We start from the raw sequence: 14,705 nt of genomic DNA on the forward strand, positions 1-14,705 counted from the left end.
AGACAACCGTAAAGGATTGCCCCAATGAGCAAAAAAATCATGATCCTCCCGGGCGACGGTATTGGCCCGGAAATTATCGAGCAGGCGGTAGCGGTACTGAAAACCGTCGACGAAAAATTTGGTCTGAACCTGGAATTTACCGAAGGTCTGATCGGTGGTGCGTCAATCGACGCCCACGGTGAACCACTGACCGATGCCGAACTGAAAAATGCCGGTGACTGCGATGCCGTACTGCTGGGTGCGGTTGGTGGCCCCAAGTGGGACACCCTGGATCGCGCCATCCGCCCGGAAAAAGGCCTGCTGAAAATTCGCAGCGGTCTCGGTCTCTACGCCAATCTGCGCCCGGCCATCCTGTATCCGCAGCTGGCCGGTGCCTCCTCCCTGAAACCGGAAGTGGTTTCCGGCCTGGATATTCTGATCGTGCGCGAACTCACCGGTGGTATCTACTTTGGTGAGCCCCGCGGCATCAAGACCCTGGAAAGCGGTGAGAAGCAGGGCTACAACACCTACGTGTACACCGAGTCCGAAATCGAGCGCATCGGCCGCACCGCTTTTGAAGCGGCACAAAAGCGTGGTGGCAAACTGTGTTCCGTCGACAAGGCCAACGTGCTGGAAGTGACCGTATTGTGGCGCGAGGTAATGGATCGTCTGGCGCCGGAGTATCCCGATGTAGAGCTCTCGCATATGTACGTGGACAACGCGGCCATGCAGCTGGTGCGTGCCCCGAAGCAGTTTGATGTGATGGTGACCGGCAACATGTTCGGCGACATCCTGTCGGACGCCGCTGCCATGCTCACCGGTTCCATCGGTATGCTGCCGTCCGCGTCCATGAATGAAACCGGCTTCGGCCTGTACGAGCCCTGTCACGGCAGTGCGCCGGATATTGCCGGGCAGGGTATCGCCAACCCGCTGGCGACCATTCTTTCCGCGGCCATGATGCTGCGCTATTCCCTGGATATGGGTGAAGCGGCAGACGCGATCGAGGCGGCGGTGAGCAAGGTGCTGGATCAGGGACTGCGCACCGCGGACATCTATACAGATGGTTGCAAGAAAGTTTCTACCGCGGAAATGGGCGCAGCAGTGGTGGCCGCTTTCTGATAGGAACACGCCCCCTTCAGCCGATTGCCCGGCCTGTCTTTAACGCTTTGGCGTTATATGGCCGGGCTCCCGAAACTCTCAGAATCGACAGGATATTGAAATGAACAAGGTAGGATTCGTAGGCTGGCGCGGTATGGTCGGCTCCGTTCTTATGGGCCGCATGCTGGAAGAAAACGACTTCGCGCACATCGCGGAGCCAGTATTTTTCTCCACCTCCAACGCTGGCGGAAAAGCGCCGGAAATTGGTAAGGAAGTGGCGCCGTTAAAAGACGCCTACGACCTGGACGCACTGGCCGAGCTGGACGCCATTGTCAGCTGTCAGGGCGGCGACTACACCAAGGATGTGTTCGGCAAGCTGCGCGAGAAAGGGTGGGACGGCTACTGGATCGATGCTGCCTCCAGCCTGCGCATGGACGACGACGCCATCATTGTACTGGACCCGGTAAACCGCGATGTCATCGACCGCGGTATCGATTCCGGCGTGAAGAACTACATCGGCGGTAACTGCACAGTGAGCCTGATGTTGATGGGCCTCGGTGGTCTGTTCAAGGAAGGTCTGGTGGAGTGGGTGACTGCTCAGACCTATCAGGCGGCCAGTGGTGCAGGTGCCAAAAACATGCGCGAGCTGATCTCTCAGATGGGCAGCATCCGCGATGGCGTGGCCGATGAACTGGCGGACCCGTCCAGCGCCATCCTGGGAATCGACCGCAAGGTGGCAGAGAACATGCGCAGTGGTGACTTCCCCACCAGCGAATTCGGCGCGCCGCTGGCGGGCAGCCTGTTGCCGTGGATCGACACCCAGCTGGAAACCGGTCAGAGCCGCGAGGAATGGAAAGCCCAGGTGGAAGCCAACAAGATCCTGGCCACCGACAGCGCCGTACCGGTCGACGGCACCTGCGTGCGTATCGGTGCCATGCGTTGCCACAGCCAGGCGTTTACCGTGAAGCTGAAGAAAGACCTGCCGCTGGCGGAGATCGAGAAGATCATCGGTTCTGCCAACGACTGGGTAAAAGTGGTGCCCAACGACCGTGAAGTGACGCTGAAAGAGCTGACCCCGACCGCGGTTACCGGCAAGCTGGATATCCCGGTTGGCCGTCTGCGCAAGCTGAGCATGGGTGGTGAATACCTTAATGCCTTCACCGTCGGTGACCAGCTGCTGTGGGGTGCTGCCGAGCCGCTGCGCCGTGTACTGCTGATCCTGCTCGGAAAACTGTAAGTTTTTCGCACATTTCGCCGCTCCGGTTCCGGGGCGGCTTCCCCCTCGACTCTCCGTGAGTATAATCCCCCGCAATTTCAGGTTGCCGCTTTAGTGGCCGACCTGGCTGAAAAGCAGCCGAAATCCCTCGCAAATACAAAAGAGCCCAAGTATGACTGAATCCACCCGGGAACTGGTGATCGTTGGTGTTGGCAGTGCGCCGTTTGATGCGCTGCTGGAGATCCTGGAAGACCGCAAGACCGTGACCCCGGGCCAGCTCAAACTGGTGATCGAGGACGAGGCGGACGTAGACCCGCAAGTGTTCGCCAACCGCAGCGTGGCGGTGACTCCACTGAAGGATTTTGTGTTTACCCCGGATCAGGTGGTGCTGCTATTGACCGGCGGTGAGCTGGCAACGGCCGCTCTGGCTCAGGCTGAGCAGGCGGGTGCCTGGGTGGTGGATGCGGCGGGTATTACCCGTGGCGACGAAAGTGTGGCGTTGATCCACCCGCTGCTGAACAGCGCGGAACTCAATCAGAGTGACGAGAGCGATCGCAAAGTGATCGCCGTGCCCGGTGCCGGAGCGGCCATGATCGCGGAAGCCCTGTATCCGCTGAAGTCCCAGCTGCAGTCGGTGGAAGTGGTACTGAATCAGCCGGTATCTGCGCTGGGCAAGGCGAGTGTGGACGCGGCGGCCGCGCAGACGGCGCGCCTGTTCAACGGGCAGGAACCGGATGTGGATGAGGGTACGGGCCAGCGCCTCGCGTTCAATCACCTGAGCTCCGCCGAGGCACTGCTGGAAAGTGGCCACAGTTTCAGTGAGCTGGCACTCGTACTGGAGCTGCGCCGGCTACTGGGGGAGGGGGTTGCACTGGATGCGACCATCAACACCGCCTCCGTTTTTCATGGCCAGCTGGCGAACCTGAGTGTGCAACTGAACACTGAGCAGCCGCTGGATACGGTGCGTGGCCTACTGAGTAATGGTGCGCGGCTCGAGATGTGTGAGCGCCCCTCGGCACAGGATGCCGTTGGCAGCGAAAATACGCTGCTGGGAAGGCTACGCACAGGCCTGGTTAGTCCGCGGCAGGTTATTTTTTGTGCGGCATCCGACAATTTGCGCAAAGATGTGGCAATTAACTGTGTACAGATTGTCCACTTGTTGCTAAAAACCCATTGATATTTAATACTTAGCGGCCTTTCTGAAGGTTTCTTCTTAACTTCGCCCGGTGCGGGCGGTGCCATTGCCTGGGGGGCAGTGGCAGGCAAAGTAGGCAGGAATCGGAAGGGCCTAGTCTTTTTCGGGGAGCGGTTCTTTCGCGAGGAAGTATCGCTGGAGAGTGGAGCCTGGTGTCTGAGCACTGGTTCTTTTGAACAATTACTGTGCAGGTTGATGGCTGCACAACCCCGGCACCTGTAAGCCCATTGGGCGTTTGTTTGCAGGTGCTGGTGTGATTCTAACAATAAAGGGAATCGGATATGCGTGTGCAAAAGCTGGCACTAGCGGTAGGACTGGTCAGCGCACTGGGTGGCAATGGGGCTCTGGCGCTCGGTCTGGGGGAGATCAAACTGAACTCCACCCTGAACCAACCTCTCAATGCGGAAATCAATCTGCTGCAGACTCGCGGCCTTGGCGAAAGTGAAATCAAGGTCCGTTTGGCCAGCACCGAGGACTTCGAGCGCGCGGGCGTAGACCGTGCCTACCTTCTCGACGACTTGCGCTTTGACGTGGACTATTCCAGCGGCAAACCCGTTGTCCGGATCTCCAGCCGCAATCCGATTCGCGAACCTTTCCTGAATTTCCTGGTAGAGACCCGCTGGCCCAGCGGCCGATTGCTGCGGGAATATACCCTGCTGATGGATCTGCCCGCCTTCTCCACCAATACCGCATCCCAGCCGGTGCGCGCTGCCGAGCGTGAACGCCAGCAGGTACGCCGCGATGCGCCCGTGCAACAGCCACTGCAGCCTACCGTTCAGCGTGCACCTGAGCCCGTGCAGGCTCCGGTACAGGCGCCGGAGTCACCAGCGGTCGAGGTGGCGGACGAGCTTCCAGAACCGATGCCGGAGCAGGCGCCGGAAGAGACGCCAGTCTCCGAGCCTCAGGAAACGGTGTACGAGGCGCCCGCAGAAGAGCCGGTTGAACTGCAGCGCGAGACGGTTGCCGACAGTGGCAGCCGTGTTTACGGTCCGGTAGAAGCCAACAAGACACTGTGGGAAATCGCCCGCGACAGCCGCGAAACCCGCGATGTTTCCGTACAGCAGACCATGCTGGCGATTCAGCGCCTCAACCCCGAGGCGTTCATCAACAACAATATCAACCTGCTGAAGAAGGGCGCGGTACTGCGTCTGCCAACCGCAGATGAAGTGCGCAACCTGTCCCTGACCGAGGCGGTCTCGCAGGTGGCTACGCAGAATGATGCGTGGCGCGAGCGCATCGGGGCGACCGAAGCCGACGTAACCGGGGCACCGCTGGATGGCCGCGCAACCGTGGAAGAAACCGTTGCCAGCGATACCGTCGAAGGGCGCGTGTCCCTCGCGGCACCTGGAGACAACGAATCCGTGCTGTCGGGCTCCGGCAGTGGTACCGGTGACAGCGAGTTGCTCGAAGGCGAGCTGGCGGTAACCGAGGAAGAACTCGACAAATCCCGCCTGGAAAATGCGGAGCTGCAGGACCGTTTGGGCGAGCTGAACGAGCAGATCGATACCATGGAGCGCCTCGTTGAGGTGTCCAATGAAGAGCTGCAGGCGGTGCAGGCGGCCGCTGAGCAGACTGCCGATGCGACGGAAACAGCCGTTGACGAGAGCGTTTTTGCCGACGAAGCCTCGCTGGACGAGGAGCTCGGGGAAGAGCCGGTTACATTGTCTGGCGAAGAAACCCAGAGCGGTGTATCCGCAGAAGAGAGTGTGGAGGCGGAGCCGGTTGCTGAAGTTGCACCTGCCGCAGTGACTGAGTCGGAACCTGAGGTTGAGGAGGACGCTTCACGCAACCGCGTGGTGGTGCAGACCCGCCCAGAGCCCACGCTGGTCGAGCGCGTCATGGACAACATCGTGCCGATTGGTATTGGTGCGGGAGCCCTGCTGGTGGGCCTGTTTGGCTTCATGAGCTGGCGTCGCCGCAAGGAAGAAGAGGAAGCTATCCGCCAGGTAGAGGCCGAAATGGCGGCCGAGCGCGCCCTCGCGGATGCGCCGCAACTGGCAGATGAAGAGGATAACCTCACCGCAGTTGAAGAGATGGAGGCCAATGAGACCTTCGATCTGGATCAGCTGGGGGAAGTGGAAACCGACGATCCGGTGGCCGAAGCCGAGATTCACCTCTCGCTGGACCAGTATCAGGAGGCCGAGGCAAAGTTGCTGGCGGGCCTGAAGGCGGCTCCGGAAAATATCGATGCGCGCCTGATGTTGCTGGAAGTGTATGCAAACCAGCAAAACGGCGAGCAGTTTGATGCGCATTACCGTCAGTTGCTGGGCTACAGCGATGGCCCGGCGGCAGACCGCGCGGCGCGCCTGCGTGAAACCATTGCCGGTATCGGGGCCTTCAGTGCGCCGGACAATGATTTCTCCAGTGAATCCCTGGAAGCTGCACAGCTCGATGATATGGGCGCGGATTTCGATGCCACCGCGAGCTTCGACGATCTGGATGAGTTCTCGGGTAGCAACACCAGTGCTGCCACGTCCGAGTCCGCCAGTGACGACGATTTTGGCCTGCTGGACGACCTGTCCCTGGACCTGGACGATGACCGCAACACGGCAGAAGCTGGCGGCTCGGAGGAAGAGTTCTCTTTGGATCTCGACCTCGGCGATGATCTGGGTGATGACCTGGGTGATAGCCTCGACGGCGATCTGTCTCTGGACGAGACGCCCGCCGCTGGCGCCGAAGAGGAAATCTCTTTTGATCTGGACCTGGCCGGCGGTGCGGAAGAGCCAGCGCTGGACGCGACGGACTCAGGCAGTGCAGACAATTTTGATCTTGATGACCTGGTTGCAGACGGTGAGCTGGACCTTGATAGCCTCGACAGCCTGGACCTGGATTCTGATTTCAATGTCGACTCTGCGAGTGAGCCGGTAGCGGAAGCCGCTTCAGGCGCGCTGGGGCAGTCTGCCTCCATCGATGTGACCGCCCAGAGCGCTACTGCGCAGGCGGTGGAAGAGGGTGGTCTGGAGTTTGACCTGGACCTCACGCCGATGGAGGGCGAGGTGGCTCTGGGTGAGCCGGGCGGCGACGCGCAGAGTGCAGAGTCCCTCGATGACCTGGATAGTTTCGGTGACGACCTGGGCAGCCTGGATCTGGATTCCATCGATTTGGGTGATCTGGACCTGGACGGTGATGACCTGTCCTCTGGCGCGTCCAGTCAGGCCGACCCCTCGTCAGCCGAATTTGAGCTGGAGAGTGAGCTGGACGGCGACCTGGATATTGCGGTTGCCGAAGAATCTGTTGCGCAGCCGGCGCAGTCTGGTACCCAGCCTGCTACCGAAGAGGCGGAACTCAGTGACCTGAGTTTCAACCTGGAGAGCGATCTGGACTCGGAGTTGAACCTGCTGGAAGGCAGCGATGAAGTCAGCACCAAGCTCGAGCTGGCACAGGCTTACCTGGATATGGGCGATAAAGAAGGCGCTCGCGAAATCCTGGGTGAAGTCGTCGAAGAAGCGGCGGGCGAGCACCAGCAGCGCGCCAAAGACATGCTGGAACGCATGAGCTGATACCGATTTTCCACGCTATCTACAGCGACAACACTTTGACCCCGCCTTGTGCGGGGTCTTTCTTTTATGGGGATCGCTCTTTTTTGATCGAGGTGTAAAATTCCTGCGCATGACCAGCACAACTTATCAGTACAAGCCAAACGGTGAAGTCCCCCCGGGAGAGAGTTTGCCCGAGGGGCTGCGGCGAATTGCGCTTGGTGTGGAGTACTGCGGTACCCGCCTGCGCGGTTTTCAGAAGCAGAAACATGACCCACTGACGGTGCAGGAAACCCTGGAAAAGGCCATTTCCACCGTGGCCGCGGAGCCGGTAACTCTGGTGTGCGCCGGGCGCACCGATGCCGGGGTACACGCCACCGGTCAGGTGGTGCATTTTGACACCCGTGCCCAGCGCCCCACCAAGGCCTGGATACAGGGCGTGAACACCCAGATGCCATTTGATGTGCGGGTGCACTGGGCGCAGGAAGTGCCAGCGCAGTTCCATGCGCGTTTTTCTGCGCGCAACCGGACCTATCGCTACCTGATCCACAGTGCGCCGACACGCACGGCCCAGGCCGCCACCGAAGTCACCTGGACCGAGCGCACCCAGGATCTGGCGGCCATGCGCGAGGGCGCGCAGCACCTCATTGGTGAGCACGATTTCAGCAGTTTCCGTGCGGCCCAGTGCCAGGCGCGCTCGCCGGTACGACGGCTCACCCGGCTGGATATCGGTCGAGTGGGCGAGCTGATTGTGCTCGAGGTCAGTGCGACCGCGTTCCTGCATCACATGGTGCGTAACATTGCCGGAGTGCTGATGGCCGTGGGGCGCGGTGACCGTGCGCCGGAATGGGTGCGCGAGGTGCTTGCAGCGCGGGATCGAACCGCTGCGGGTGTGACGGCGCCGCCCCATGGGTTGTATCTGGTGGATGTACAGTATCCGGATGCCTTCACCCTGCCCAAGCGGGCGCCGGGTCCGTTGCTGGTGCCCCGGCCGTTGGGCACCATTGGCCGGGACTCCACCTGACGATAGTGGGCCACTGGTGATGTCTGCGTTTCGTCAAATCCCCTGATCTGCTAGTATCGCCTGCTCTCCGAAATTTCTCTGCTGACCGCGCTTACGGCATTTTTCTGATGATTGTCCGAGGAGCGGTGCCTTTTCCGGGTCAGGTGGGTTTCGGGGCAGATCTGTTTGGCAGTCTCGGCGGTATATGGATCATGCGCGTAAAGATTTGCGGAATCACCAGTGTTGAAGATGCTCGCTTGGCTGTGGAAGCCGGTGCCGATGCCCTCGGCCTGGTGTTTTATCCGCCAAGCCCGCGCAATGTCACCCCCGAGCAGGCGGCAGAAATTGCGCGCGCGGTATCGCCGTTTGTCGTGCTCACCGGTCTTTTCGTGGATGCCCATCCACAACAGGTCGAAGCGGTGCTGGACCTGGTGCCGCTCAATCTGCTGCAGTTTCACGGCGGTGAAAATGCCCCTTACTGCCGCCAGTTTCGCCGTCCCTACATCAAGGCTTTGCGGATGAAGCCCGGGTTGAATCCGCTGGATGCCATGGCCGCTTTTCCGGATGCCCGCGGTATTTTGCTGGATGCCTACCGCAAGGGGGTTCCCGGCGGTACTGGCGATACTTTTGACTGGCAGCGGGTGCCGCAAGCCAGTGAGCGCCAGATCATCCTCGCCGGTGGGCTCAACCCGCACAATGTGGCCGCAGCGATTGCCGAGGCGCAACCCGACGCGGTAGACGTCAGCGGTGGCGTGGAAGCTGCCCCCGGCCGCAAAGATGCCGTAAAAGTCCGCGAATTTATCCGCGCCGTACGCGCCGCTGCGCCCAGTGGCGCCAGTCCTACAGAATTGACCCAAGGAGTTTGAGCTGTGAGTAAACCCACATCCCCCATTGATTACGCTGCCTTTCCCGACGATCGTGGGCACTTTGGCGAATTCGGTGGACGCTTCGTATCGGAAACACTGATCAGCGCCCTGGATGAATTACAGGAAATGTACCAGCGCCTGAAAAACGACCCGGAGTTTCAGGCTGCCTTTGATTATGACCTGGCGCACTATGTCGGGCGTCCATCCCCGCTGTACCTGGCGGAGCGGTTAACGGCGGAAGCGGGCGGTGCACGCATCTGGCTCAAGCGTGAGGACCTCAATCACACCGGTGCGCACAAGGTGAATAACACCGTGGGGCAAGCGCTTTTGGCCAAGCACAGCGGCAAGCGCCGGGTGATCGCCGAGACCGGCGCCGGCCAGCACGGTGTGGCCACGGCGACCGTGGCTGCGCGCCTGGGCTTGGAGTGTGCTGTGTACATGGGGGCGGAGGATGTTAAGCGCCAGTCGCCCAACGTGTACCGGATGAAACTACTGGGTGCGGAAGTGATCCCGGTGGAGTCCGGGTCCAAGACCCTGAAAGACGCCATGAACGAAGCCATGCGCGACTGGGTCACCAACGTAGACGACACCTTTTACATCATCGGCACCGTTGCCGGCCCGCACCCGTACCCGCAGCTGGTGCGTGACTTCAACTCGATCATTGGCCGCGAGGCGCGCCGCCAGAGCCAGGAGCAGTTTGGGCAGCTGCCGGATGCGCTGGTGGCCTGCGTGGGTGGCGGCTCCAATGCCATCGGCCTGTTCCACGCATTCCTCGGTGATGCCTCGGTGAAAATGTACGGCGTCGAGGCCGGCGGCGACGGGCTTGAAACCGGGCGCCACGCCGCTCCGCTGAACGACGGTGTGCCGGGTGTGCTGCACGGCAACCGCACCTATCTGATGGAAGACGAAGACGGCCAGATTATCGAGACCCATTCCGTATCCGCGGGCCTGGATTATCCGGGGGTGGGCCCCGAGCACGCCTGGTTGCACGATATCGGTCGCGTGGACTATGTCACCGCCAATGACCAGGAGGCGCTGACCGCTTTCCGCACCCTGACGCGCGCTGAGGGCATTATTCCGGCGCTGGAATCCAGTCATGCGGTCGCCTATGCCATGAAGCTGGCGGCAACCATGGCACCGGACCAGAACATTGTCGTGAACCTTTCCGGTCGCGGCGATAAAGATATATTCACTGTGGCCGCCATCGACGGCATTGAAGTGTAGGGAGAGACACGGTGACCGAAGCACAGAATAGAATTGATCGCCGCTTAGCCGAGCTGCGCAGTGAGGGGCGCAAGGCTCTGGTAACCTACATCGTTGCCGGCGACGGCGGCCTGGAAAATACCGTGGGCCTGATGCACCAGCTGGTGGCCAGTGGCTCCGACCTGATCGAGCTGGGGGTGCCGTTTTCGGATCCCATGGCCGAGGGCCCGGTGATTCAGAAAGGACATGAGCGCGCGCTGGCAAACAAGTGTTCCCTGCGCAAATGCCTGGCAATGGTGAAAGAGTTTCGCAGCCAGGATGCCGATACCCCGGTGATCCTGATGGGCTACGCCAACCCCATCGAAAAAATGGGCGCCGAGGTCTTTGCCGATAATCTGAAAGAGGCGGGTGCCGATGGTGCGCTGACGGTCGATTTGCCGGCAGAGGAGGCGGGCCCGCTGAGTGAACTGTTGAATGCGCGGAATCTGCGCAACATCTTCCTGCTGACTCCCACCACCAGTGACGAGCGAATCCGGCAGATTACCGAGTTGGCCAGTGGCTTTGTCTACTATGTATCCCTGAAAGGGGTCACCGGCGCTGGAAATCTCGACCTGGATTCGGTCCGCGAAAACCTGGCGCGCATCCGTCGTTACACCGAACTGCCGCTGTGCGTGGGTTTTGGCATCAAGGATGGCGCTTCCGCCAAAGCGGTGAGTGCCGATGGCGATGGTGCGGTGGTGGGCAGTGTGCTGGTCTCGGCGGTCGCCGAGTCCAATGATGGCGCTGCCGCGAAAGATCGCATTGGCACCCTGGTGTCTGAAATGCGCAGCGCGCTGGATAGCTGACGGGGCATCGGGCGTTTGGCCAGAACGCCTGATTTTGCGGCTTATCTGGCCAAGAGCAATGTTTTTGAAAGTGGTTTAATTCGCGGTTTTAGAATTGCTGGTCATATACCCTTGGCTCCCAGGTAGCGGGTAGTGACCCGGCAGGTGAAGACTCAAGCAAGCCTCAGATTATCGGATTTTGGAAACAGAATGAGCTGGTTAGAAAAAATTGTCCCCTCGGTGATTCGCACCGAGCGTCGCGCCGGTTCCAGCAAGGTACCGGAAGGGGTGTGGAAAAAGTGCGTGAAGTGCGATTCCACCCTCTACTTGCCCGAGCTGGAACGCAATCTGGATGTGTGCCCCAAGTGTGAGCACCATTTCCGCATCGGTGCCCGTCGCCGGCTGGATATGTTCCTGGATACGGAGCACCGCGAAGAACTGGCCACCGATGTGGAGCCGGTTGACCGCCTCAAGTTCAAAGATGTAAAGAAATACAAGGATCGCCTCACCCAGGCGCAGAAGGCCACCGGCGAAAAAGATGCCCTGGTGGCCATGCAGGGCCTGCTGGAAGGCAAGCCGGTGGTGGCTGTAGCGTTTGAGTTCGCGTTCCACGGTGGCTCCATGGGCTACGTGGTGGGTGAAAAGTTCACCCGTGCCGCGCAGCGCGCGTTGGAAGAGCGCATTCCCCTGGTGTGCTTCTCCGCCACCGGCGGTGCGCGCATGCAGGAAGCACTGATCTCGCTTATGCAGATGGCAAAGACTTCTGCGGTGCTGGAGAAGATGCGCATGGCCGGTGTGCCTTATATCTCGATCATGACAGATCCGGTGTACGGTGGGGTTTCTGCGTCGCTGGCGTTGCTGGGCGATATCAACGCGGCAGAGCCGGGCGCGCGTGCCGGATTTGCCGGCCCGAATATTATCGAGCAGACCATTCGCCAGAAGCTGCCAAAAGGTTTCCAGCGTGCGGAGTTCCTGCTGGAGCACGGCGCTATCGATATGATCATTCCGCGCAAGGATATGCGGAATACGGTTGGGCGCCTGTTGGGCAAACTGTCCAACAACTAATACTCTCCTGATGCACTCTGTAGCCCCGCCATGTTCCTGTGGTGGGGCTGCATTCTGCTCGCATGCGTCCGCACCTCTTTGTTCCCCTTCTTTTTGTTCACGACTAAAATTTCCCTCACCTGATTAATCGGCGGTGACTTCATGCGTGATCTTCAGTCCTGGCTCTCCCGTCTGGAGCAGTTACACCCCACAGAAATCGAACTCGGCCTGGAGCGGGTGGCTTCCGTAGCCGATGTCCTCGATGTGCGCACACCTGCGCGGCGCATCGTGACCGTGGCGGGCACCAACGGCAAAGGCAGTTGTGTGCGCACCATGGAGGCGCTGCTGTGTGCCGGAGATCACTCGGTGGGGGCGTATAGCTCTCCGCACTTGCTGCGTTTCAATGAGCGCATCCGGATTGATGGGGCGGAGGTGGATGACGCGCTGCTTGTGCGTGCGTTCGAGGCGGTGGAGCAGGCGCGGGGCGGGATCAGCCTGACTTATTTCGAGTTCACCACACTGGCGGCATTCTGGCTGTTCAAACAGGCGGACGTGGAGTTTGCGCTGCTGGAGGTGGGCCTGGGTGGACGCCTGGATGCGGTCAATATCGTGGATCCGGATATCGCCATGATCACCAGCGTGGCGGTGGACCACGAGGCCTGGCTGGGCAGTGACCGGGAAGTGATCGGTCGCGAGAAGGCGGGCATTTTGCGCGCGGGCAAGACGTTCGTGTGTGCGGATCCCCGGCCGCCGGCGTCGGTCATCGATGTGTCCGGCAAGCTCGGTTGTGACAGTTACTTTATTGACCGGGATTTTTCCCTGCACGATGGCGAGTATCGCCTGGATGCCGAGCCGCGGCTGGTATTTGGCATGCCCGAACTGCAGTTGCCCCCGGCCAGTGTGGCGGCGGCGGTAACGGCACTGGCCCTGGCGGGGGCTCTGCCCGGGGTGGAGTCTGTCTGCGAAATTCTCAAGGGGCTGCAGATGCCCGGGCGCTGTCAGCAGATTCACTGGCGGGGCCACGATCTGCTGCTGGACGTGGGGCATAACCCGGCGGCCGCGGAATACCTGGCGGACTGGCTGGCACGCCATCCGGTGGCGGGACACACCCATGCACTGGTAGCGGTGATGGCAGATAAAGACCTGGCGGGGCTCGCGGCGCCCCTCAAGCCGGTTGTTGACCGGTGGTATCCGGCGCTGTTGCCGGATAACCCTCGTGCGGCAGACGTCGAGCAGCTTGTGGCGGGATTGCATGCCGCCGAGGTGCCCGAAGAACAGGTTGCAGGGCCCGTTGTGCCGGTGGCCGCGCAGCTGGAGCGGGCCCTGGGGCAGTTGGGGGCGAGCGACAGGTTGCTTGTATTCGGTTCTTTCTTTACCGTTGCAGCAGTACTGCAGCTTACAAGAGAGCAACACGATGGCCAGCCGGGACAGTGATACTGACGCTTACGCCTCGAAAAACCCACGCGCTTCCCGCCGGCTGAACGACGGGGTCAAGCAGCGTATTGTCGGTGCGCTGGTGTTGGCCGCGCTGGCGGTGATATTCCTGCCGAGCCTGTTTGATCGGGAGGGCGCGCGCTATATCGACGTGACCAGTCAGATTCCTCAGGCACCGGATATCAAGCCCATCGCGATTGCCGAACCCAGCCCGGTGGAGGATATCGAGCCAGCTCCGCCGGTCGACGAGGTGTTCCAGCCGGAGTTCGTGGAGCAGACGGCACCAGCGCCCGTACCGGAAACGGTTGCATCGGCAGCTGATCAGGCGACGCCGTCGCCCTCAGTGGCAGCCGCCAAGCCGCAGCCCAAGGCGGAACCCGCCGTCGAACCCGCCCCATCTGTTCAATTGCCCGCGGAAGAAACCCAGCTGGATGACAAGGGCCTGCCCGAGGGCTGGGTGATTCAGGTTGGGGCTTATCGGGAGCCCGCCAGTGCCGAGCGCATGCGCGCGAGGCTCATGGATGCGGGCTTTCGCGCTTACACCCGGGCCGTCGACACACCCAAGGGCCGCCTGGTGCGGGTGTTTGTCGGTCCCAAGTTGAGCCGTGTGGACGCTCAGTCAGACAAGCAGAAGCTGGATAAGCTGCTGAAGGCCGAGACTCTGATTCTGCGCTACCGTGCCTGATACCACTGGGTTCGTGCCCACCTTAGTATTCCTGCTTTGCATGGGATTGGGCGAACTGCTTCACGGGCTCCGGTCGGTAAGTTAGAATGCGCGCTCTTCGCGGCAGCCGCCGCGTAGCAGGTAGGGTTGAATGAACTGGGCTGACTGGACCATTCTGGCAATCGTCGCCATCTCCACGCTGATCGGCTTGAGCCGAGGCTTCGTGCGCGAAGTCCTGTCGCTACTCACCTGGGTGGCGGCATTCGTTGTGGCGATGATGTTTCGCGATCAGCTGGCACCACTGCTCTCCAACCTCGTCGATACGCCTTCACTGCAGGCCATAGCCGCCTTTTCCATCCTGTTCATCTTTACCCTGCTGGCGGGAGCCGGCCTGAACATGACCCTGTCTGCGTTCGTGGAGGCCACAGGCCTTTCCGGTACGGACCGGGTATTGGGAATGGTGTTTGGATTGTTCCGCGGCGGCATCATCGTGATGGCGCTGCTGATCTTCGCCCCGGCGCTGGCGCCGGTGAATGAGGATGGCTGGTGGCAGGAATCGGCGTTGATACCGCATTTTCTCGAGTTTGAAGATCGTGCGCGCGAAGCGGCTGGCGCGATCAAGGATTTCTTCGCAGGGCAACTTGACTGATCGCTGGGCAGCGGGACGCGGCGCAGGGTCACCATGACCATTTCGAAATGACTG

At 60.8% G+C, this 14,705-nt stretch carries 12 protein-coding genes; all 12 read left to right on the forward strand.

From position 1 onward, the window contains the following. Nucleotides 1-24 precede the first annotated feature (24 nt). The 12 genes from leuB (at nt 25) to JF535_RS09305 (ending at nt 14,651) form a co-directional block, all read left to right on the forward strand. The gene (leuB, locus tag JF535_RS09250) at nt 25-1,098 is read left to right on the forward strand and encodes a 3-isopropylmalate dehydrogenase (protein WP_207001432.1); all 1,074 of its coding nucleotides are present in this window, start codon (nt 25-27) and stop codon (nt 1,096-1,098) included. Nucleotides 1,099-1,198: 100 nt separating this feature from the next. Then, nucleotides 1,199-2,314 carry an aspartate-semialdehyde dehydrogenase gene (gene asd, locus JF535_RS09255; protein ID WP_207001433.1) on the forward strand — a complete coding sequence of 372 codons (1,116 nt, stop codon included), beginning with the start codon at nt 1,199-1,201 and terminating at the stop codon, nt 2,312-2,314. A gap of 151 nt (nt 2,315-2,465) precedes the next feature. Then, nucleotides 2,466-3,470 carry an Asd/ArgC dimerization domain-containing protein gene (locus JF535_RS09260; RefSeq protein ID WP_207001435.1) on the forward strand — a complete coding sequence of 335 codons (1,005 nt, stop codon included), beginning with the start codon at nt 2,466-2,468 and terminating at the stop codon, nt 3,468-3,470. 299 nt (nt 3,471-3,769) lie between these two features. Next, the gene (locus JF535_RS09265) at nt 3,770-6,988 is read left to right on the forward strand and encodes a motility hub landmark protein FimV (RefSeq protein WP_207001437.1); all 3,219 of its coding nucleotides are present in this window, start codon (nt 3,770-3,772) and stop codon (nt 6,986-6,988) included. Nucleotides 6,989-7,097: 109 nt separating this feature from the next. After that, nucleotides 7,098-7,988, forward strand: coding sequence for a tRNA pseudouridine(38-40) synthase TruA (gene truA / locus JF535_RS09270; protein WP_207001439.1), 891 nt, complete (start codon nt 7,098-7,100; stop codon nt 7,986-7,988). A gap of 191 nt (nt 7,989-8,179) precedes the next feature. Next, nucleotides 8,180-8,833, forward strand: a complete 654-nt coding sequence (locus tag JF535_RS09275) for a phosphoribosylanthranilate isomerase (RefSeq protein ID WP_207001441.1) — start codon at nt 8,180-8,182, stop codon at nt 8,831-8,833. Between the two features lie 3 nt (nt 8,834-8,836). Then, the gene (gene trpB, locus JF535_RS09280) at nt 8,837-10,057 is read left to right on the forward strand and encodes a tryptophan synthase subunit beta (protein ID WP_207001443.1); all 1,221 of its coding nucleotides are present in this window, start codon (nt 8,837-8,839) and stop codon (nt 10,055-10,057) included. 11 nt (nt 10,058-10,068) lie between these two features. Then, a complete protein-coding gene (trpA, locus tag JF535_RS09285; protein WP_207001445.1) occupies nt 10,069-10,881 on the forward strand; it encodes a tryptophan synthase subunit alpha in 813 nt (270 codons plus the stop codon). A gap of 189 nt (nt 10,882-11,070) precedes the next feature. Next, entirely contained in the window at nt 11,071-11,925 is an 855-nt protein-coding gene (gene accD / locus JF535_RS09290) for an acetyl-CoA carboxylase, carboxyltransferase subunit beta (protein ID WP_207001447.1), read from the forward strand. Nucleotides 11,926-12,066: 141 nt separating this feature from the next. Further along, nucleotides 12,067-13,338, forward strand: a complete 1,272-nt coding sequence (gene folC, locus JF535_RS09295; protein ID WP_207001450.1) for a bifunctional tetrahydrofolate synthase/dihydrofolate synthase — start codon at nt 12,067-12,069, stop codon at nt 13,336-13,338. Beyond that, nucleotides 13,319-14,023 (forward strand): SPOR domain-containing protein, encoded by a 705-nt coding sequence (locus JF535_RS09300; RefSeq protein ID WP_207001452.1) that lies wholly within the window; start codon nt 13,319-13,321, stop codon nt 14,021-14,023. Before folC ends, JF535_RS09300 begins: the two co-directional genes overlap by 20 nt. Before the next feature lie 130 nt (nt 14,024-14,153). Further along, nucleotides 14,154-14,651, forward strand: coding sequence for a CvpA family protein (locus JF535_RS09305; protein ID WP_066965593.1), 498 nt, complete (start codon nt 14,154-14,156; stop codon nt 14,649-14,651). The last annotated feature ends 54 nt before the right edge of the window (nt 14,652-14,705 follow it).

Origin of the sequence: Microbulbifer salipaludis (genome assembly GCF_017303155.1) — a bacterium.
In the GTDB taxonomy this organism is placed as follows: domain Bacteria; phylum Pseudomonadota; class Gammaproteobacteria; order Pseudomonadales; family Cellvibrionaceae; genus Microbulbifer; species Microbulbifer salipaludis.